General features: G+C 63.5%; 16 protein-coding genes. 3 read left to right on the top strand and 13 right to left on the bottom strand.

Annotated features, from left to right (window positions below):
* Positions 1–208 precede the first annotated feature (208 nt).
* The 4 genes from HMPREF3036_RS09210 to HMPREF3036_RS09195 form a co-directional block, all read right to left on the bottom strand.
* Complete coding sequence (locus tag HMPREF3036_RS09210; RefSeq protein ID WP_231289398.1) at positions 209–1,264, bottom strand: metallophosphoesterase family protein; 1,056 nt, start codon at positions 1,262–1,264, stop codon at positions 209–211.
* 129 nt (positions 1,265–1,393) lie between these two features.
* Positions 1,394–2,359: a helix-turn-helix transcriptional regulator gene (locus HMPREF3036_RS09205; protein WP_005437349.1), complete on the bottom strand. Its 966-nt coding sequence runs from the start codon at positions 2,357–2,359 to the stop codon at positions 1,394–1,396.
* 206 nt (positions 2,360–2,565) lie between these two features.
* Entirely contained in the window at positions 2,566–3,204 is a 639-nt protein-coding gene (lolA, locus tag HMPREF3036_RS09200; protein WP_062333803.1) for an outer membrane lipoprotein periplasmic chaperone LolA, read from the bottom strand.
* Entirely contained in the window at positions 3,205–5,631 is a 2,427-nt protein-coding gene (locus HMPREF3036_RS09195; RefSeq protein ID WP_062333800.1) for a DNA translocase FtsK, read from the bottom strand.
* A gap of 293 nt (positions 5,632–5,924) precedes the next feature.
* On the opposite strand from HMPREF3036_RS09195, the gene trxB reads away from it, so the two are divergent.
* Together trxB and HMPREF3036_RS09185 are read left to right on the top strand one after the other, a co-directional pair.
* Entirely contained in the window at positions 5,925–6,878 is a 954-nt protein-coding gene (gene trxB / locus HMPREF3036_RS09190) for a thioredoxin-disulfide reductase (RefSeq protein ID WP_062333797.1), read from the top strand.
* A gap of 36 nt (positions 6,879–6,914) precedes the next feature.
* Positions 6,915–7,565, top strand: a complete 651-nt coding sequence (locus HMPREF3036_RS09185) for a Smr/MutS family protein (protein ID WP_005437338.1) — start codon at positions 6,915–6,917, stop codon at positions 7,563–7,565.
* Between the two features lie 113 nt (positions 7,566–7,678).
* Here the strand turns inward: HMPREF3036_RS09185 and HMPREF3036_RS09180 are convergent, their stop codons facing one another.
* From HMPREF3036_RS09180 to HMPREF3036_RS09155, 6 genes are all read right to left on the bottom strand, one after another.
* A complete protein-coding gene (locus tag HMPREF3036_RS09180; protein WP_005437337.1) occupies positions 7,679–8,017 on the bottom strand; it encodes a P-II family nitrogen regulator in 339 nt (112 codons plus the stop codon).
* 157 nt (positions 8,018–8,174) lie between these two features.
* The gene (locus HMPREF3036_RS09175; protein ID WP_005437335.1) at positions 8,175–8,516 is read right to left on the bottom strand and encodes a hypothetical protein; all 342 of its coding nucleotides are present in this window, start codon (positions 8,514–8,516) and stop codon (positions 8,175–8,177) included.
* Positions 8,517–8,638: 122 nt separating this feature from the next.
* Complete coding sequence (gene glmM / locus HMPREF3036_RS09170) at positions 8,639–9,985, bottom strand: phosphoglucosamine mutase (protein ID WP_062333794.1); 1,347 nt, start codon at positions 9,983–9,985, stop codon at positions 8,639–8,641.
* A gap of 23 nt (positions 9,986–10,008) precedes the next feature.
* A complete protein-coding gene (folP, locus tag HMPREF3036_RS09165; RefSeq protein ID WP_062333791.1) occupies positions 10,009–10,863 on the bottom strand; it encodes a dihydropteroate synthase in 855 nt (284 codons plus the stop codon).
* Between the two features lie 88 nt (positions 10,864–10,951).
* A complete protein-coding gene (ftsH, locus tag HMPREF3036_RS09160) occupies positions 10,952–12,961 on the bottom strand; it encodes an ATP-dependent zinc metalloprotease FtsH (RefSeq protein WP_005437331.1) in 2,010 nt (669 codons plus the stop codon).
* A gap of 223 nt (positions 12,962–13,184) precedes the next feature.
* Positions 13,185–13,838 carry an RlmE family RNA methyltransferase gene (locus HMPREF3036_RS09155; RefSeq protein ID WP_005437329.1) on the bottom strand — a complete coding sequence of 218 codons (654 nt, stop codon included), beginning with the start codon at positions 13,836–13,838 and terminating at the stop codon, positions 13,185–13,187.
* A gap of 82 nt (positions 13,839–13,920) precedes the next feature.
* On the opposite strand from HMPREF3036_RS09155, the gene yhbY reads away from it, so the two are divergent.
* Complete coding sequence (yhbY, locus tag HMPREF3036_RS09150) at positions 13,921–14,451, top strand: ribosome assembly RNA-binding protein YhbY (RefSeq protein WP_062333788.1); 531 nt, start codon at positions 13,921–13,923, stop codon at positions 14,449–14,451.
* An 85-nt stretch (positions 14,452–14,536) separates the two neighbouring features.
* Here the strand turns inward: yhbY and greA are convergent, their stop codons facing one another.
* The 3 genes from greA to gmhA form a co-directional block, all read right to left on the bottom strand.
* Entirely contained in the window at positions 14,537–15,019 is a 483-nt protein-coding gene (gene greA / locus HMPREF3036_RS09145) for a transcription elongation factor GreA (RefSeq protein WP_005437325.1), read from the bottom strand.
* A gap of 137 nt (positions 15,020–15,156) precedes the next feature.
* Positions 15,157–18,381: a carbamoyl-phosphate synthase large subunit gene (carB, locus tag HMPREF3036_RS09140; protein ID WP_062333785.1), complete on the bottom strand. Its 3,225-nt coding sequence runs from the start codon at positions 18,379–18,381 to the stop codon at positions 15,157–15,159.
* Positions 18,382–18,384: 3 nt separating this feature from the next.
* Positions 18,385–18,975 (bottom strand): D-sedoheptulose 7-phosphate isomerase, encoded by a 591-nt coding sequence (gmhA, locus tag HMPREF3036_RS09135; RefSeq protein ID WP_062333784.1) that lies wholly within the window; start codon positions 18,973–18,975, stop codon positions 18,385–18,387.
* Positions 18,976–19,009: the final 34 nt, after the last annotated feature.

Genomic DNA, 19,009 nt, shown 5'->3' with positions numbered 1-19,009 from the left:
TCGTACCACGCGGTTGCGAGCAGTCATCGGAGTGGCCTCCGTCCTCTCTGCTCTTCTGTTTGCATCCCCCGTTCCCTTTACCTACCTCAGTAGACCGCTCTGTTCTGCAAAGTTCTCATTCAGAGGCGCTCCCGTGTAGATTGGGCCCATGTCTGGCACACCAGAAAAGGCGCCGTCCCACTGGAGACGGCGCCTTTTTCGTCATAGATCATCCCTGCTGCTGTTGCGACGGCTTTTTCGCACGCCGCCAGCGGTCCCGGCCGCTGCGCGAGCGAGAGGAACGGTGCGAACGCCCCCTTTTCTCCTCATCGCCCTGCTTTCTCACTCCCTGCGGAGCGCCGCCCTGCTCGGACTTCTGGGCCTTCCTGCCCTTTTCTTCGAGCGCGGGAGTCTTTCCCCCTTCCTCCTGAGCCGCCTTGAGCTTGGCGAGCACCTTTTCGGACACGGGCAGAATCGCGGGCGTGCACTCACGTCCTTCGGGTACGAGCGAGATGTGCCCGTCCTCGTCTCGGACGATGATCGGGTTCTTGTCCGACATGTAGCGCCACTCGTCGGTCGCTTGCAGCGCGGCTTCCTCTCTCGGATCGAGCTTCGCCTCAACGACGACCTCGCCCTTGAGGTTCACGATGCCGTTGTAGCCGACTGCACGGGTGAGAATCAAGCCCTGCATGCCGTAGGCGCGGTCCTCGTGCTGGTGCCCGTGGAAAAGCCACTTCACGCCCATCGTCTTGGCAAGCCTGTCGAGTGCGCAAAAGCCCTTCTTGTGACACGAGGGGGCCTCGTGCGTCACGAGAATGTCGGCCTTCTGCCTCTGAAGGTTGCCGTAGACGGACGGGAAGATCGTCGAGCGGTGCCTGCGCGGCACGCCGCCCCGCCAGATGTTGCCCTGGCCCACGCGACGCATGAAGGTCGCGGGACTGTAGTAGTTCGGATTGCCGTCAGGCATCCAGATCTGACCACGAAAGACGCCGCCCAGACCGCCGATGCGCATGCCCGCCACGCAGGCGACGCGCCCGTGCAGGTTGTGGCCCGCAAGCTCGCTTCGCCACAGCCTGTCGTAGAACTCGTCCGAATCCGTGTCGTGATTACCCGGAATCCACCAGATGTCCGTATAGGCGAGCGCCTCCTCCAGCACCACGTGCAGCGGCGCCGGCGGCTGAAGGTCGCCGAGAATGACCATGGCATCGGGCGAATAAAGGCGGGCGGCCTCGTTGATCTGATCAAACGTGCCGTGCGGATCGCCGCAGAAAAAGATCTCGGGCAAGTCCCGGACACTCGGGCGGCGATGGCGCCTGCCGCGATGTCTCCTCGCCCTGACCTGCTCTTCCGTCATGATTGAAGTTCCTGTCTACCGTCAATCCGGAAGCGAGCCGCCCTCAAGGCGGCGTCAGCCTCAGTATTGACTCAATGTCTTCAGGAGACATTCACGGACTTCGCGGCGCAGTTCTTCAGGAGCCTCGACGACGACGTGCTCTCGCCAGCGGAAGATGTCGCCGATGAGTTCCGTCGGGTTCGTGTAGGGAACCGTCAGGACCACCTCGTCTCCATGCTCCTCGAGTGTCTGCCTCGGATGCCACGTCTCGCGCTTGAGATAGGGCGACGCCTCGGCGTCGAACCTGAGCACGGCAAGCTTGGGATCGCCGCTCATGAAGAGACCGTAGCTCTGATCGAGGTTGTACTCGATCGTATGAAGCGGCACGCGCTTGGCCGTCGTCCCCAGGACGATGACGCGGCGGATGTTGTCGATGGCGAACGTCCTCAGGGCGTTCGTGGCGTGGCAGAAGGCGTCGACGTACCAGTAGTTTCGGTAATGAACCAGACGCTGGGCCGAGATCTCACGAAAGGACTCCGCCCTGCGGGTGCGGCTGTAATAGGAAATCTGCACGCGCTTGTGCTCGAACAGGGCGCTCCCGATCGTCAGGAAGGTCTCGGGCTCTCCATGAATCACCGACGGGTCGATGACCTTCACCCTGCCGAGAATCTCGCGCGGACTCTTGCCGCCGAGATTGAGCAGGCCCGCCACGCGCGAGCGCAGCGGTTCGAGATCCTGAAGAATGACCGAAGACTTGTCCTTCGAGAGTGCCTTGAGCATGTCGACCATCTTCACGACGACATAGAGCTCCTGAGCGGAAAACCAGAACCTCTGGAACTCGGGGCTCGCGCCGGACTTGCCCGCTGGAAGATCGTAAAGATAGCCGCCGCGGGTTCGTGAATAGACGATCGGCGCCTTCAGCTCCTTGCGCATGTAACGCAGGTCGCGCTTGATCGTGGGAATGCTGACCTTCAGGACATCCTGCAGTTCCTGAAGCGTGACGACGCTCTTGTCGGAAAGCAGTCGGTCAATCAGAACTCTGCGCATGCTGTCCTGCATATGCTGGCCACCCAAAACGGTCCGCCTGAGCAGACCTTGCTGATACTTCTTGAAAAAAACTGTGCCGGGTGAAGCCGTGATTCGCCTCCCCTGCTATGGGATTCATTGTATCAGCTCAACGGACGATCCTCGGTGAGGCTTTCCCGTACCGATAGAGAGGGAAAGCCTCTTTTTGCCCGCCCGTCCGACCGTGCTCAGAAGGCGGACTTGACGACGTCCGTGCCCTCGGGAATCTCGAGCCTGAAGGAGGCGGGATCCATGCGCTCGCGGACGATCTCCCCGAAGACGAGCGTGGTACGCTGGGCGAACGTGTCGACGAGCTCCATGCCCGCAAGCTCGCCCCTTGCGTCGAACTCGATGACGACCGACTCGAACGAGCCGTCGGGGTTCTTCGGACGCGCCTCGAGCACGGTGTCCGAAATCTCCGTCACATTCCAGTCCTCCTCGAAGTCGCGCTCGCCGAAGAGAATAGCGGCGGGCGTGGACGGGAGCGCCCCCTCAAGGGCCTTCTCCGTCACCTGAAAGAGTTCGGGATCATGAATCCAGAGCGTCTTGCCGTCGCTCATGATGCGCTGGACGTACGGCTTTTCATACGTCCATTCGAAGCGGCCCGGACGCATGAAGCGGAAGTACCCCGAGGAAGGCTTCGAGACCTCGCGGCCCGAACGGTCGATCACCGTCTGCCTGAAGGTGCCGCGGGCGCTCGTGGTCGACTTCAGAAAGGCCTTGAGCCTGACGAGCGAGCCGGTGGCCTCCGTCTTCCCTGCGGCAAGGGCCGCGGCGGACACAAGGCAGAGTCCGATGATGAAGGTTCGGCGCGTCAGTTCAGTCATTTAGTTCTCCGGTACAAGAATTTCACGTCGGCCCATGCTGTTGGCCTTGCTCACGATGCGGGCCTCCTCCATGGCTTCGAGAAGATTGGCGGCTCGGTTGTAGCCGACGCCGAGATGGCGCTGCACGAACGAGATCGTCGCGCGGCGCTCGCGAAGCACGAGATCGACCGCCTTGTCGTAAAGCGGATCGGACTCGCCCGACCTGCGGCCGCCGCCCGCACCCGCATCGCCGTCGCCGCCCTCGTCGTCAGGCTCCTCGGTGACGCTGTCGATGTAGTCGGGCTCGCCGAGCTTCTGCAGTTCGGTGACGACGCGAAGCACTTCATCGTCAGCCACGAAGCACCCCTGGATGCGGGTCGACTGCGGCACGCCGGGACGGCGCAGGAGCATGTCGCCCCAGCCGAGCAGGGACTCGGCGCCGGACTCGCCCAGAATCACGCGGCTGTCGATGCCCGAAGCCACCTGGAAGGAGATGCGCGTGGGCACGTTTGCCTTGATGAGGCTTGTCACCACATCGACCGACGGACGCTGGGTCGCGATGATCAGATGAATGCCTGCTGCACGGGCCTTCTGCGTGAGTCTGGTGATCTCGCCCTCGACCTCCTTGCGGTTCGTGAGCATGAGGTCCGCGAGTTCGTCGACGATGCAGACGATGAAGGGCCAGACCTCGAGCGGTTTCTGAACGGGATCCTCGGGAGACTGCAGCGGATCGGGAATCGTCTCGCCGTTTTCCGCGGCCCTGCGGATCTTCTCGTTGTAGTTGTTGAAGTGACGCACACCCATGCGGCTCATCACGGCATAGCGGCGGTCCATCTCGCGGGTGAGCCACTTGAGGGCCGAGGCCGCCTTGTTCATGTCGGTGACGACGGGGCAGAGAAGATGCGGAATGCCGTTGTAGAGCGAGAACTCGAGCATCTTCGGGTCGATCAGCACGAGCCTGAGGTCCGCGGGCGAATTGCGGTAAAGCATCGAGAGAATCATGGCATTGATGCCAACCGACTTGCCCGACCCCGTCGTACCCGCCACAAGCAGATGCGGCATCTTGGCGAGGTCGATCACGAAGGCCTTGCCGCCGATGTCCTTGCCGAGCGCGAGCGTGAGCGGCGCCGTGCTTTCTCGGAAGGCCTTGCTCTCGAGGATCTCCTTGAGGCGGACCGTCTCCCGCACGGGGTTCGGAACTTCAAGACCAATGAAGCTCGTGTTCGGAATGCTCGGCACGACGCGCACGGCCTGAACGCCGAGCGTGCGGCGCAAGTCGTCCCTCACGTTGTCGATCTGCGAACCCTTGACACCGGGACCGGGCTCGAGCCAGTACTGGGTGATCACGGGACCGGGCTGGATGCCTCCGATCGAGGCCTCGATGCCGTAGCTCTTGAGCTTGGAGACGATGAGCCTGCCCGTCATCTGCAGGTCGTCGGCGCTGTTGGCCTCGCGATGAGCGGGCGGCTCGTCGAGAAGCGACATGCTGAGGGGGCAGTCCGCATGCTTGGAAGCCCTCGGGGCGGCCTGCACTGCAGGACCTGCGGAGGCCGGAACGGATGCAGAGAACGCATCCGCCCTGGCGAGCGTCTCGACAAATGCGGCGGGCGGAGTGTCATCATCGACCACGCGCACGATCGGCACGATGCTCGCATCCGTGTCCACGGTCTCGGGCTCATCCTGGGGTGCGAGCACCTCCTCGCGGCGCTTGGTCTTGAGGAGACGGGCCACGGGATCGATGAACCAGCAGCAGATGAAGCGGCCGATGCGCTCCGCGACGTCTCCCCACTGGAAGTCCATCAGAAGCGAAAGGCCGACTGCAATGAGCGAGACGAAAAGCACCGTGGAGAGTCCGACGCCGATGTAGTGGCGGATGCCCCAGGCGAGGCTGTCGCCGAGGATGCCGCCCGGCTCGCCCGGAAGGATCATCTGGAAGCGGCGAAGACGCAGGGCCTCGAGGCAGGTCGAGCCCACGAGCACCGCCAGAAAGCCGACGGCGGCCGTGATCTTGGGAGGATTGATGCGAAGAGGATCCGTCTCGCCCTTCATGCGGCGCCAGGCCGTGCGGATCGCGAAGAAGCCGATCATCGCGCTGCCGAGCACAAACCACCAGGCGGAAAAGCCGAAGGCCGAGAGCATGAGATCGGCCGTCCAGGCGCCGAGCGCGCCGCAGAAGTTCTCGGGCGTGCGACCCGTCGAAACCGAGAAGGACGGATCGTTGAGCGAATAGCTCCCGAGCGTAAGCGCGATCACGATGGCAAAGAAGACCGACAGCAGCCAGCTCCATGCCCAGAGGGTCCTGATCGTGTTCATGAACCATGCGCACAGCAGTCCCTTGAGGTCGCGGCCAGGAACGACCGCCGCCTGAACGACAGGCTCGGTCGCCTGATCCCGGACGTCTTTCTTCGTCTTCTGCTTGCGAGTGCCTTTTTTCGTTTCTCTTGCCATTTTTACGCTTGACGTGTAGGGAGGCCTGTCTGCGCCTCCTCCTGATCCACCTAATTCTAAAAAGTTCGGCCGCCGTCGTCGGTCCCTTTGCCGCCGCGGCAGGCAGCCGGCCATGCATGGAAATCGTTACAGCGTATTGCCCTGCCCGCGAAGGCCGGGACGCCTTAAGACATCACTATTAATTTTAGGTCTAAAATCAAATTCATCTATCATTTTGCATGAGGGCGCCCCGAAGAGTGCGCCCCTCATGCCGCCTGCGCTCCAAAGGCGCAGGTCCACCGGAGATTTTTCCCATGGAAGCCAAACACAGCAAGCTCATCGTCCTCGGGTCCGGCCCCGCCGGCTTCACCGCCGCCATCTACGCCGCTCGCGCCAACCTCAAGCCCATGCTCATCACGGGCATGGACCACGGCGGTCAGCTCATGACGACCTCCGAAGTCGACAACTGGCCCTCCGCCGTCGACGGCATCCAGGGCCCCGAGCTCATGGAACGCCTTCAGAAGCAGGCCGAGCGCTTCGGCACCGAGGTCGCCTTCGACATGATCACCTCCGTCGATCTTTCCAAGCGTCCCTTCACGCTCAAGGGCGACATGGGCGGCGAATACACCTGCGACGCGCTCATCATCGCGACGGGCGCCTCCGCCATGTACCTCGGTCTTGAAAGCGAGGAGCAGTACAAGGGCAAGGGCGTCTCGGGCTGCGCCACGTGCGACGGCTTCTTCTACCGCGGCAAGCCCGTCGCGGTTGTGGGCGGCGGCAATGCAGCCGTCGAGGAGGCCCTCTACCTCTCCAACATCGCCAGCCACGTCACGCTCGTGCACCGCCGCGACACCTTCCGCGCCGAACCCATCATGGTCGACCACCTGATGGAGGCCGTCAGGGAAGGCCGCATCACGCTCGAGCTCGACCGCACAGTCAAGGAAGTGCTCGGCGACGGCAAGGGCGTCACGGGTCTTGAGCTCGCCTCCACGAAGGGCGAAGCCGACAAGACAGTCGACGTTGAAGGCGTCTTCATCGCCATCGGCCACCGTCCGAACACGTCCCTCTTCGAGGGCAAGCTCGAGCTCGACCGCGGCTACATCGTCACGGCCGGCACGCGCAGCCCCGCCGCTACCGCCACCAGCATTCCCGGCGTCTTCGCCGCAGGCGACGTGCAGGACCAGACCTACCGTCAAGCCGTCACCTCCGCCGCCACGGGCTGCATGGCGGCGCTCGACGCCCAACGCTTCCTGGAAAACCAACAGTAACTTCAATCAAGGTAAATCCCTTCGGATTCATCACAAATGCCAGTCATCAACAACTTCGCCGACCTCAAGCAGGTCAGCAAGGCCCTCAAGGAAGAGGCCAAGGCCCGCGAGGAGGCCGAAAAGAAGCGTCGTGCCGAGGAAGCCCGCAGGCATGCCGAAGCGAACCAGTTCGCCGCCGCCATGGCGGAGTTCGGCGTCCGCAAGATGTCCCAGAAGAAGCTTGCCGACACCAAGGCTCCGAAGCCCCGTCCCGTCGCCCTCAATCTCGGTACGGGCGAGGACAAGGAACCCGAGTCGCAGATGTCGGACCTTCTCGACGCCTCCGTCTTTCTTGAAACCGAAGACGGCCGCATGATGCACCGCAAGGGCGTCTCGCCCGACATTCCCCGCAAGCTCTATCGCGGCGAATGGCCGGTCGAGGCGGCGATCGACCTCCACGGCATGCGCGTCGACGAGGCTCGCGAAGCGGTCGCCCGCTTCATCCTCGAGAACCACATGAGCGGGCGCCGCTGCCTGCGCATCGTTCACGGCGTGGGCTACGGCAGCAAGGGCCAGGGCGTTCTGCGCGACATGGTCCGCCGCTGGCTCAAGCAGCGTCCCGAGGTGATGGCCTTCGTCCAGTGTCCGCCCAACGACGGCGACGAAGGCGCCGTGCGGGTGCTCGTCACGCAGCAGAAGCGCGACTGAGGAAGGACTCGGGATCTTCTGGCAATAAAAGCAGAGGGGACAGGCTCATGCCTGTCCCCTCTGCCTTTCAATTTCATCCTGCAGGCCTCGAAGGCGCGCACGCGGGATGCCTGTCAGACGGCGTCCTCGCCCATTTCGCCCGTACGGATGCGGATCGCCTGCTCGACCTCGTAGACGAAGATCTTGCCGTCGCCGATCTTGCCGGTGTAGGCGGCCTTGCGAATGGCCTCGATGGCCTGCTCGAGAATGTCGTCGGCGACGACGGCCTCGATCTTGAGCTTGGGCAGGAAGTCCACGACGTATTCGGCACCGCGGTAGAGCTCGGTGTGACCCTTCTGGCGGCCAAAGCCCTTCACTTCCGTGACGGTAAGGCCGTTCACGCCGACGTCGGCGAGTGCCTCACGAACTTCATCGAGCTTGAACGGCTTGATGATGGCAACAATCAGCTTCATGACACATGCACCGGCACAAGGGCCGGGAATAAAAAGACAGATGCTCGGAAGTCTATCAAATGCAGACCCGCTTGCGAGCGCCCGAACCTTTTTTTTGAAGACAAAAAAGCCGAACTGCCCGAAAACAGTCCGGCTTTCTTCAGCGGATGACCCGATATCAGGCTTCAGCCTTGGCCTGAGCCTCGGCAGCGACCTCGGCTTCAACCTTTTCCTCTTCAGCCTTCGGAGCAGCCGGTTGGCCGACGCGGTATTCGTACATGGACACATCCTTCACGCGGACGCCGAAATGCACGTCGTTGTTGGGGCTGTGCCAGACGTCCTTCTTGGCGCGCCAGGCGTTGATAAAGGCGACGACGTTCCTCGGAACTTCGGGGGAATCCGTCACTTCATTGAGGGTGAACTGCTGGCCGCCAACGAGGTAGACGCGCAGGGAATGCACGAACGGACCCTTGGCGGGCTGCTGAACGGGAGCATCGGCAGACTTGACTTCTTCGGCCATTTATCTCTTCCTTATCAATCTAAAAACTCTTGAACACCATCCTCGGGATGGAATCGTATCCTGCAGTTTAGCAAGTTTGACTCTGTCGTGTCACCGTGAATTTACCAATGTTTCGTCGTAGATCAAGCCTGATGCTCGACGGAAAGGCTCTCGGCCATGCGGGAAGTCAGTTCGGCGGCAAGATACGCATCGTCGGCCTCGACCATGATTCGCAGCAGGGGCTCCGTGCCCGACGGACGGATGAGCACGCGGCCGCGGCCCTCCACCTCGGTGCGGCAGGCCTCGACCGTGCGCGAGAAGTCACGGTCGTTCTGCCAGTCGTAGCCGGCAGGAATGCGCTTGTTGACGAGTACCTGAGGCAGAAGCTGCAGGTCGGCCGTCAGTTCGGCAAGGCTCCTGCCGCTGCGGCGCATGGCGGAGAGCACCTGAAGGGCGCTCACGATGCCGTCGCCCGTCGTCTGACGGTCGAGCGCAAGAATGTGGCCCGACGATTCGCCGCCGAAAAGCCAGCCGTTGCGCTTGAGCTCCTCGAGCACGTAGCGGTCGCCGACCTTGGCGCGCACGAAGGAGACGCCGAGTTCGCCGAAGCGGCGCTCGAGGGCGTAGTTGGTCATCAGCGTGCCGACAACGCCCGCGACTGGGCCCTGCAACATGCGGTCGCGCACGATCACGTAGAGGAGTTCGTCACCGTTGTAGACGTGGCCTTCGGCGTCCGCCATGATCAGGCGGTCCGCGTCGCCGTCGAGGCTCACCGCGACGTCGCAGCCGTGCTCGGCGGCAAGGCGCGAGAGGTTCTCGGTGTGGGTCGCGCCCACACCGTCGTTGATGTTGAGGCCGTCTGGAGTGTTGCCCACGGCGACCACTTCGGCGCCGAGTTCGTGGAAGACGTCGGGCGCAATGTGATAGGCGGCGCCGTTGGCGCAGTCGACGAGAATGCGCAGGCCCTTGAGGTCCGTGCTGAAATCGATCGTCGACTTGCAGAACTCGATGTAGCGGCCGGCCGCATCGTCAAGGCGGCGGGCCTTGCCGAGTTCGGCCGAAGGCACGCAGGTGCAGCCCGCGTCGAGCTCGTCCTCGATGCCGAGCTCGACGGCGTCGGGCAGCTTCGTACCTTCGCCTGAGAAGAACTTGATGCCGTTGTCGTCGTACGAATTGTGGCTCGCGGAGATCACCACGCCCGCGTCGAGGCGAAGGGCGCGGGTGAGATAGGCGACGGCGGGCGTCGGAATCGGACCGCAGAGCACGATGTCCACGCCGGCGCTCGAGAAGCCTGCCTGAAGCGCAGCCTCGAGCATGTAGCCCGAAACGCGCGTGTCCTTGCCGATGAGCACGGTCGCGTGTCCCGTCAGGCTCTGGCGGCGAAGAACGCGGCCTGCGGCCTGACCGAGGCGTAGCACGAAGTCGGGCGTGATCGGCGCCTTGCCGACACGGCCTCGAACACCGTCCGTACCAAAATAACGACGAGTCATGATTGTTCTCCTTAGGTTGTTTCTTACCTGCGTCCGCAGGCCTCCTCGGACGCGCGCCAGACGGCGACGGCGTCGACGGTCTGGCGGCAGTCATGCACGCGGACGACCTGGGCGCCCTGCTCGACGGCGATAAGCGCGCCGGCGATGCTGCCCGCAATGCGGTCCATGGGCGCCTTGTGGCCCGTGGCCGCCCCGATGGACGACTTGCGAGAGAGCCCCATCAGATAGGACTGACCGGATGCAACGAATCTTTCCGTGGAGCCGAGCAGCGCGAAGTTCTGCTCGACGGTCTTGCCGAAGCCGAAGCCCGGATCCCAGCAGATGCGGTCCGCCGAAACGCCGAGCCCCTCGAGGAGGCGCTGCCTTTCCTGAAGGTAGGCCTCGACCTCCGCCACGACATCCTTGTAGTCCGTGGTGGCCGAGCGGTGCATGACGACGAGGCCGCAGTCCGTCGCCGCGGCGGCTTCAAGCGCGCCGGGCATCTCGAAGCCGCGGATGTCGTTGAGGATGTGCGCGCCGAGCGAAGCCACCTCGGTCATGATCTCCGGCTTGGAGGTGTCGACGCTCACGATGAATCCTTCCTTCACGAGTCGCTCGACCACGGGAATGACGCGGCGGCGCTCCTCTTCAAGCGTGACGCCGGTTTCGTTGAAGCCCGGACGCGTGGACTCGCCGCCCACGTCGATGATGTGCGCGCCTTCGTCGCGCATGCGGTGCGCCCAGGCAACGGCGTCCTCAAGGCCGTTGTGGGTGCCGCCGTCGGAAAAGGAGTCCGGCGTCACGTTCAGAATGCCCATGATGAGCGGGTGGAGGCGGTCGATCTCGAAGACCTTGGCGCCACAGCGCCAGACGCTGGCGCGCTCGTGAAGTTCTGTCATCTTGCTTTTATCGCTTTTGTTTTTATCAATTGAAAAAGGCTGCAGGGCCTCTCTTCAGCCCTGCAGCCTATCTTAGCCTGTTCCGAGGTTATTCGGAGCGGCGGTCATCATCGCCCTTCGGGGCACCGGCATTGTCGGAGGAGGAAGCCTCCTTCGCGCCGGCGGCTTCGGGAGCCGCGGGAGCCTCGGCATCTTCGGCCTTGGGCTCTTCTGCGGCGCCTGCCTCGCCCTCGGGCGCGGCGGCCTGCGCCGCTTCAGGCTTCACGGCCTCCTTGGAGGTCTTGGGCGGACGCGGCGCGCGGCCTTCCATGATGTCGTCGATCTGGTCGGCGTCGATCGTCTCCCAGTCGAGAAGCGCCTTGGCCATGACTTCCATCTTGTCGCGGTTTTCCTCGATGAGCCTGCGCGCGATGGCGTACTGCTCGTCGATGATGCGGCGGACTTCGGCGTCGACTTCCTGCATCGTCTTCTCGGAGATGTTGGTCGTCTTCGTCACGGAGCGGCCGAGGAACACCTCGCCCTCGTTTTCAGAGTAGACCATGGGCCCGAGCCTGTCGCTCATGCCGTAGCGCATCACCATGTCGCGGGCCATCTGCGTGGCGCGCTCGAAGTCGTTCGAAGCGCCGGTCGTCATCTGGTTCATGAAGACCTCCTCGGCGATGCGGCCGCCGAAGAGAATCGCGATGCGCGTGAGCAGGTACTGGCGATCGTAGGCGTAGCGGTCTTCCTTCGGAAGCTGCATCGTCAGACCGAGCGCACGACCGCGCGGAACGATCGTGACCTTGTGGACTGGATCGGACTTGGGCATCAGGCGTGCCACGACGGCATGGCCGGACTCGTGGTAGGCCGTGTTGCGGCGCTCGTCCTCGCTCATGACCATGGCGCGGCGTTCGGCGCCCATCATGATCTTGTCCTTGGCGTTTTCAAAGTCGCACATCTTCACGACGCGGCCGTTGCGGCGGGCGGCGAAGAGCGCGGCCTCGTTGACGAGGTTCGCAAGATCGGCGCCCGAGAAGCCCGGCGTACCGCGCGCGATCACCATGCTGTCGACGTCCTTGCCGACGGGGATCTTGCGCATGTGCACGTTGAGGATCTGGTCGCGGCCGCGGATGTCGGGCAGCGGCACCACCACCTGGCGGTCGAAGCGGCCCGGACGCAGCAGAGCGGGGTCGAGAACGTCGGGACGGTTCGTCGCGGCGATCACGATCACGTTGGCGCCGGAGTCGAAGCCGTCCATCTCGACGAGCATCTGGTTGAGGGTCTGCTCGCGTTCGTCATTGCCGCCGCCGAGGCCTGCACCGCGTTGGCGGCCGACCGCATCGATTTCGTCAATGAAGATGATGCAGGGCTCGTTCTTCTTGGCGGTCTCGAACATGTCGCGCACGCGGGCTGCGCCCACGCCGACGAACATTTCAACGAAGTCAGAACCGGAGATCGTGAAGAACGGCACGCCCGCCTCGCCGGCGATCGCCTTGGCGAGGAGCGTCTTGCCGGTGCCCGGAGGTCCGACGAGCAGCAGGCCGCGCGGAATGCGGCCGCCGAGACGCTGGAAGCGCTTGGGTTCGCGAAGGAAGTCCACGATTTCCTGAACGTCTTCCTTGGCCTCGTTGCAGCCCGCGACGTCGCGGAAGCGCACCTTGTTGCTTTCCTCGTCAAGCTTGCGGGCCTTCGACTTGCCGAAGCTGAACGCTCCGCCACCGCCGCCCGCACCGCCCTGCATGCGGCGCATGAAGAAGATCCACACGCCGATGAGAAGGATCATCGGGAACCAGGAGATGAAGATGGTCGTCAGAAGAGACGGCTCCTCCTCGGCCTTGCCGTAGATCTGAACGTTGCTCTTCCTGAGCTCGTCCACCATCCAGATGTCGCCCGGATTGGTGAGCTTGAATTCCTCGCCGGTCTGGGGCGTGACGATGAGCGTACGGCCCTGGATGTCGACGCGACGGACCTTGCCCGCCTTGGCGTCCTCCATGAACTGCGTGTAGCTGATCGTGTCGCGCGGCGGGGCGTAGGCGTCTTCATACTGGCGGAACACCGTGAAGAGCACCAGACCGACCAGCGCCCAGACGGCGATGCGGCTGAAGATTTTGTTGTCCAATGTATGTCTCCTGACGGCGGAGCCGCAGTCGGGCCCTGCGCCGTCATCTTCCTTAGTCTTGTAAGAAGGCCTTCGCCTCGAAAGCCTTTCGGCATCGGCAAAGGCGTAATGGGCATATTTTAGCCGCTCGTTCTGCGCGAATGTCGCCCCCTTACGCGCATTTGCTCGCACCTATTTGTGCGGGGAGCCGAAAAATCGTGACCGATTATTTCGGCCGCAGGGACTACTTGCCGGGCTTGAGCTCGCGGGCGACGAGGTAGACTTCGGCCGACGTGTCGCGAGAGGCGGCGGGCTTGCGCGTGTAAACCTTCTTGAAGGTCTTCTTGAGCGCCTCGACGAACTGCGAGAAGCCCGAACCCTGGAACGACTTTGTCACGAAGACGCCGTTGGGCTTGAGATGCTCGAGACAGAACTCGTGCGCGAGCTCGTTGAGAAGCAGCGAACGGGCGGCGTCCGCAGCGGCGATGCCCGAAAGATTCGGGGCCATGTCACTTAAAACGACGTCGACCTTGTCGCCGTCAAGAATTTCTGCTAATTTGTCCGCGATTTCCTGCTCACGGAAATCTCCCTGCAGGAATGTCACGCCGTCGATCGGATCCATCGGCAGGATATCCATGGCTATGATGCGGCCCTGGACACGGCCGTCCTTGTCCGACAAACGCTCGCGGACGATCTGCGTCCAGCTTCCCGGCGCCGCGCCGAGTTCAACCACGGTCATGCCGCGGCGAAGCAGATGTTCACGATCGTCGAGCTCGGTCAGTTTGTAGACCGAGCGGGCTCGGTATCCTTCGGCCTTGGAACGCTTCACGAACGGATCATTGATGTGACGTTCGATCCAGGCGCGGTTGGAGCGCAGTTTTTTGGTTGCTACAGGCATATTTTCCCCAGCCAACTTTGTTTATCAGCCCCCCGCTTCGAGCGCTTCCCTTTGAAGCGCCGCGGGGACACATCCGTTTATTATGAAAGAAATCATTCTCGCGCGCGATGCGCGTCTGGCCCTTCGTTCCCAGGCCCACCATCTTGACCCGGTCGTCCTTCTCGGCGCCAACGGCCTCACCAACGCCGTTCTTCACGAAATCGACCGCGCCCTCAACGACCACGAGCTCATCAAGGTCCGCGTTCCGTCCGACGACCGCGAGGAACTTGAGTCCATCTACGCCGAAGTCGCCGAAAAGCTCGGCGCCGCCCGCGTCCAGATGATCGGCAAGCTTCTCATCTTCTGGCGTCCCGCCGACGAGAGCGAGCGTCAGGATCCCGATGAAGCCGCCCGCCTCGCCATCCTCTCCATGAAGACGGCCTCCGTTGCCGGCAAGAAGGAGGCTCCGTCGGCCCCTGCCAAGCGCACGCCGCTCAAGGCCGTCGCGAAGCCCGCCAAGAAGGTCGCCTCCAAGAAGCCGGGCGAAAAGAAGAAGGCCACCTCCCCGATTCCCGTCCGCTCCCGTTCCAAGAAGAACCGCGTGACGAAGAAGGGTGCGGGCTCCCGCTCCTGATCTCCCTGACTTAAGGGCACCGAACAAAAGAGCGCAGTCTTGACGGCTGCGCTCTTTTTTTGATTCAGGGCTTCGTGAATCCGGATCAGATGTACTCGACGGATTCGATTTCGTAGGAGACGAGTCCCTTCGGGGCCATGAATTGGACGCTGTCGCCCTCGTACTTGCCGATCAGGGCGCGGGCGATCGGAGAGGAGACTGAAATGCGGTTTTCCTTGATGTCCGCCTCGTCGTCGCCGACGATCTGGTAGGTGACGCTCACGTCGTCATCCTCGTCGTAGAGGCCGACCGTGGCGCCGAAGACGATGCGCTCGCCGGCGTCGACGCTCTTCGGATCGATGATCTGCAGGGCGGGAATCTTGCCTTCGAGCTCGGCGATGCGGCCTTCAATGTGACCCTGCTCTTCACGGGCGGCATCGTACTCCGCGTTTTCGGAAAGGTCGCCCTTTTCACGGGCTTCGGCGATGGCGGCCACCACGTTCGGGCGGGCGACCTTCTTGAGGTAGTCGAGTTCGGCCTTCAGCTTTTCGGCGCCTCGGGTCGTGATGGGAATGCGGGTCGAGACCATGTTGCTAATTCTCGAAAAAGGAAACTCTGAATGAATGGAAACGTCCGACGAGACGAAGCTCGCCGGACGTCATCGAAAATCCGGACGACCGGACCGCGCTGCGGCCCAGTCTGTGCTACGTTAGTTTAGCAAATCCGTCAGGGCAGCGTGCCCGCATGCAGGCCCTGAAGGTCGTAGACCTGCACGGAGCGCATGTGGCGGATGCCCTCGGAGGCGGCAAGACCGCCCGCCATCGTCGTGTAGTACGTGATCTGCTTGGCCAGCGCAAGCTTGCGGATGGCGCGCGCATCGTTGAGCTCGCCCTCGTGCTCAGCCACCGACATGATGACGAGCGTGATGTCGCCCGCCTCCATCATGCCGATCACGTCGCCCGCAGCGTCGCCGATGCGGCCCACGGTGCGGCACGGGATGCCGGCCTGCTGGATGACGTGAGCAGTACCCGCGGTCGCCACGAGCGGGAAGCCCGCCTGGTGGAGCTGGTGGGCGCAGACGACGGCCTTGGGCTTGTCGCACTCGCGCACCGAGATGAACACGGAGCCGCGTTCGGGGAGCCTGGAGCCTGCGGCGAGCTGGCTCTTGAAGAGCGCCTCGCCGAAGTCACGGCCCACGCCCATCACTTCGCCCGTCGAGCGCATTTCCGGCCCGAGGACCGGGTCGACGCCGAGGAACTTGGAGAACGGGAAGACGGCCTCCTTGACGCTCACGTAGCGCGGCGTCACCTCGAGGTTCACGCCCTGTTCGGCGAGCGTCTGGCCCGCCATTACGCGTGCGGCGATGGCGGCGACGGGGTTGCCCGTGGCCTTGGAGACGAACGGCACCGTGCGGGAGGCGCGCGGATTCACTTCAAGGACGTAGATGACGGGGTTTTCGGAGTGCGCGTGTTGGACGGCGAACTGCACGTTCATGAGGCCCACCACGTTGAGCGCCTCGGCCATGAGTTTCGTCTGGCGCTTGATCTCCTCGACCACGACGGCGGGAAGGCTGTAGGGCGGCAGCGAGCAGGCGGAGTCGCCCGAGTGCACGCCGGCCTGTTCGATGTGTTCCATCACGCCGGCGACCTGGACCTCATGACCGTCGGCCACGGCGTCGACGTCCATTTCAACAGCGTCGTCAAGGAAGCGGTCGAGAAGTACGGGGCTTTCGTTGGAGACCGACACGGCCTCCTTCATGTAGCGCTGCAGGGCTTCGGGCGTGTGCACGATGTCCATGGCGCGGCCGCCGAGCACGTAGGACGGACGCACGACGAGCGGATAGCCGATTTCAGCGGCGAGCCTGATGGCGTCCTCCTCGGTCCGGGCCGTGCGGTTGGGCGGCTGGCGAAGGTTGAGCTTCTGAAGCAGGTGCTGGAAGCGCTCGCGATCCTCGGCGCAGTCGATGGCGTCGGGCGTCGTGCCGATGATGGGCACGCCTGCGGCCTCGAGGGCGCGGCAAAGCTTGAGCGGCGTCTGGCCGCCATACTGGACGATGACGCCTGCGGGCTTCTCGACTTCGCAGATGGCGAGCACGTCTTCGAGCGTCACGGGCTCGAAGTAGAGGCGGTCGGACGTATCAAAGTCGGTCGACACCGTTTCCGGATTGCAGTTGACCATGATCGTCTCCCAGCCGTCGGCACGCAGGGCCTTCGAGGCGTGGACGCAGCAGTAGTCGAACTCGATGCCCTGGCCAATGCGGTTCGGACCGCCGCCGAGCACCATGACCTTCCTGCGGTCGGTGGGTTCGGCCTCGCACTCCTCCTCGTAGGTGGAGTAGAGGTAGGCGGTGTTGGTCGCGAATTCGGCGGCGCAGGTGTCGACGCGCTTGTAGACGGGACGGATGCCCATCGCCAGGCGGGCGGCGCGGACCTCGGCCTCCTTCGCGCCTGTCAGCTGGGCAAGGCGGCCGTCGGAGAAGCCCTTGCGCTTGAGGAAGAGCATGTCGGACTTCGTGAACGCGGAGAGCGGATTGCCGCGGAGCTTGTCCTCGGTCTCGACGATCTCGCGGACCTGATTGAGGAACCACGGATCGATGGCGGAGAGTTCGTGGAGCTCTTCGTCCGTCATGCCGGCGCGGATGCCATCGGCAAGGAAGAAGATGCGTTCGGGGCCGGGCACGGCGATTTCGTGGCGAAGCTGCTCGATGCCGACGCCCGTTTCGTTGAGGCCGTTGTGGCCGGTCTCCAGACCGCGCAGGGCCTTCTGCAGGGATTCCTGGAAGGTGCGGCCGATGGCCATCACCTCGCCCACGGACTTCATCTGCGTCGTGAGGCGGTCGTTGGCGGCAGGGAACTTCTCGAACGCGAAGCGCGGCACCTTCGTGACGACGTAGTCGATCGTCGGCTCGAAGGAGGCGGGCGTGAGGCCGCCGGTGATTTCGTTGCGCAGCTCGTCGAGCGTGTAACCCACGGCGAGCTTGGCGGCGATGCGGGCGATCGGGAAGCCCGTGGCCTTGGAGGCGAGTGCGGAGGAGCGGGAGACGCGCGGATTCATCTCGATGACGATCATGCGGCCCGTCTCGGGATTGACGGCGAACTGGACGTTGGAGCCGCCCGTGTCGACGCCGATCTCGCGCAGAATGGCGATCGAGGCGTCGCGCATGCGCTGGTACTCGCGGTCGGTGAGCGTCTGGGCGGGCGCAACCGTGATGGAGTCGCCCGTATGCACGCCCATCGGGTCGAAGTTCTCGATGGAGCAGACGATGATGCAGTTGTCCGCAGTGTCGCGGACGACTTCCATTTCGTACTCCTTCCAACCGAGGAGCGACTCCTCGATGAGGAGCTCGTGCGTGGGAGAGAGCTCGAGGCCGCGTTCGCAGATCTCGATGAAGCTCTCCATGTCGTGGGCGATGCCGCCGCCGGAGCCGCCGAGCGTGAAAGACGGACGGATCACGGTCGGGAAGCCGAACTTCGCCTGAAGCTCCTTGGCCTCGCGAAGGGAATAGGCGACGCCTGAGCGTGCGGACTCAAGTCCGATGCGGTCCATGGCTTCCTTGAAGCGCTCGCGGTCCTCGGCCTTGTCGATGGCATCGGGCTTGGCGCCGATGAGCTCGATGTCGTACTTGTCGAGCACGCCGTGACGCGCGAGGTCCATCGCGCAGTTGAGGGCTGTCTGGCCGCCCATCGTCGGCAGGATCGCATCGGGACGTTCCTTGGCGATGATTCGTTCGACGACCTCCCAGGTGATCGGCTCGATGTAGGTGACGTCCGCGGTCTGCGGGTCGGTCATGATCGTGGCCGGATTGGAGTTCACAAGGATGACTCGGTAGCCTTCCTCGCGAAGGGCCTTGCAGGCCTGTGCGCCGGAGTAGTCGAATTCGCAGGCCTGACCGATGATGATCGGGCCCGCACCGATGATGAGAACGGACTTGATGTCTGTACGCTTGGGCATGTTTTACTCGTAGTTTTGCTTGTCGAGCCGCCTTTCAATGAGCTCGATGAGAATATGGATGCACTTGATGTGGAGCTCCTGCACGCGGTCGGCCCAGCGGCCCGCCGGGGTCACGATGGACACGTCGGCAAGCTCGGTGATGGGCGTCTCGTCGCGCCCCGTGAGCGCAACGACCTTGACGCCCTTCCTGCGGGCGACCTCGGCCGCCTTGACGATGTTGCGGCTCGTGCCGGACGTCGTGATGGCAAGAAGCACGTCGCCCTTGCGGCCGTGCGCCTCGACATAACGAGAGAAGACCTCCTCGTAGCCGTAGTCGTTGCCGACGCAGGCCATGTGCGAGGCGTCGGAAATCGCAAGCGCTGCGTAGGGACGACGGTTGCTGCGGTAGCGGCCCGTCATCTCCTCCGCAAAATGCATGGCGTCGCAGAGACTGCCGCCGTTGCCGCAGCTCATCACCTTGCCGTCGCCCTCGACGGCGTCCGCCATGAGGCCTGCCGCCGCCACGACGGCTTCAATCGTCTTCTCGTTGGAGATCAGGGCGTCGAGCGCATCGCGTGCGTCGTTGAGTGCGGCCAGAACGTTTGCTTTTTCCATGTTGGTCCTCTTTGAGTCTGTGCGGAGCTCAGGG

Origin of the sequence: Sutterella sp. KLE1602 (assembly GCF_001578585.1) — a bacterium.
Lineage (GTDB): Bacteria > Pseudomonadota > Gammaproteobacteria > Burkholderiales > Burkholderiaceae_F > Sutterella > Sutterella wadsworthensis_A.
This window is presented reverse-complemented; position numbering and strand designations above follow the sequence as displayed.

Coding starts and splice junctions, on each gene's coding strand:
- HMPREF3036_RS09205 (WP_005437349.1), bottom strand. CDS start 2,359: ATGCGCAGAGTTCTGATTGACCGACTGCTTTCCGACAAGAGCGTCGTC.
- lolA (WP_062333803.1), bottom strand. CDS start 3,204: ATGACTGAACTGACGCGCCGAACCTTCATCATCGGACTCTGCCTTGTG.
- HMPREF3036_RS09195 (WP_062333800.1), bottom strand. CDS start 5,631: ATGGCAAGAGAAACGAAAAAAGGCACTCGCAAGCAGAAGACGAAGAAA.
- trxB (WP_062333797.1), top strand. CDS start 5,925: ATGGAAGCCAAACACAGCAAGCTCATCGTCCTCGGGTCCGGCCCCGCC.
- HMPREF3036_RS09185 (WP_005437338.1), top strand. CDS start 6,915: ATGCCAGTCATCAACAACTTCGCCGACCTCAAGCAGGTCAGCAAGGCC.
- HMPREF3036_RS09180 (WP_005437337.1), bottom strand. CDS start 8,017: ATGAAGCTGATTGTTGCCATCATCAAGCCGTTCAAGCTCGATGAAGTT.
- HMPREF3036_RS09175 (WP_005437335.1), bottom strand. CDS start 8,516: ATGGCCGAAGAAGTCAAGTCTGCCGATGCTCCCGTTCAGCAGCCCGCC.
- glmM (WP_062333794.1), bottom strand. CDS start 9,985: ATGACTCGTCGTTATTTTGGTACGGACGGTGTTCGAGGCCGTGTCGGC.
- folP (WP_062333791.1), bottom strand. CDS start 10,863: ATGACAGAACTTCACGAGCGCGCCAGCGTCTGGCGCTGTGGCGCCAAG.
- HMPREF3036_RS09155 (WP_005437329.1), bottom strand. CDS start 13,838: ATGCCTGTAGCAACCAAAAAACTGCGCTCCAACCGCGCCTGGATCGAA.
- yhbY (WP_062333788.1), top strand. CDS start 13,921: ATGAAAGAAATCATTCTCGCGCGCGATGCGCGTCTGGCCCTTCGTTCC.
- greA (WP_005437325.1), bottom strand. CDS start 15,019: ATGGTCTCGACCCGCATTCCCATCACGACCCGAGGCGCCGAAAAGCTG.
- carB (WP_062333785.1), bottom strand. CDS start 18,381: ATGCCCAAGCGTACAGACATCAAGTCCGTTCTCATCATCGGTGCGGGC.
- gmhA (WP_062333784.1), bottom strand. CDS start 18,975: ATGGAAAAAGCAAACGTTCTGGCCGCACTCAACGACGCACGCGATGCG.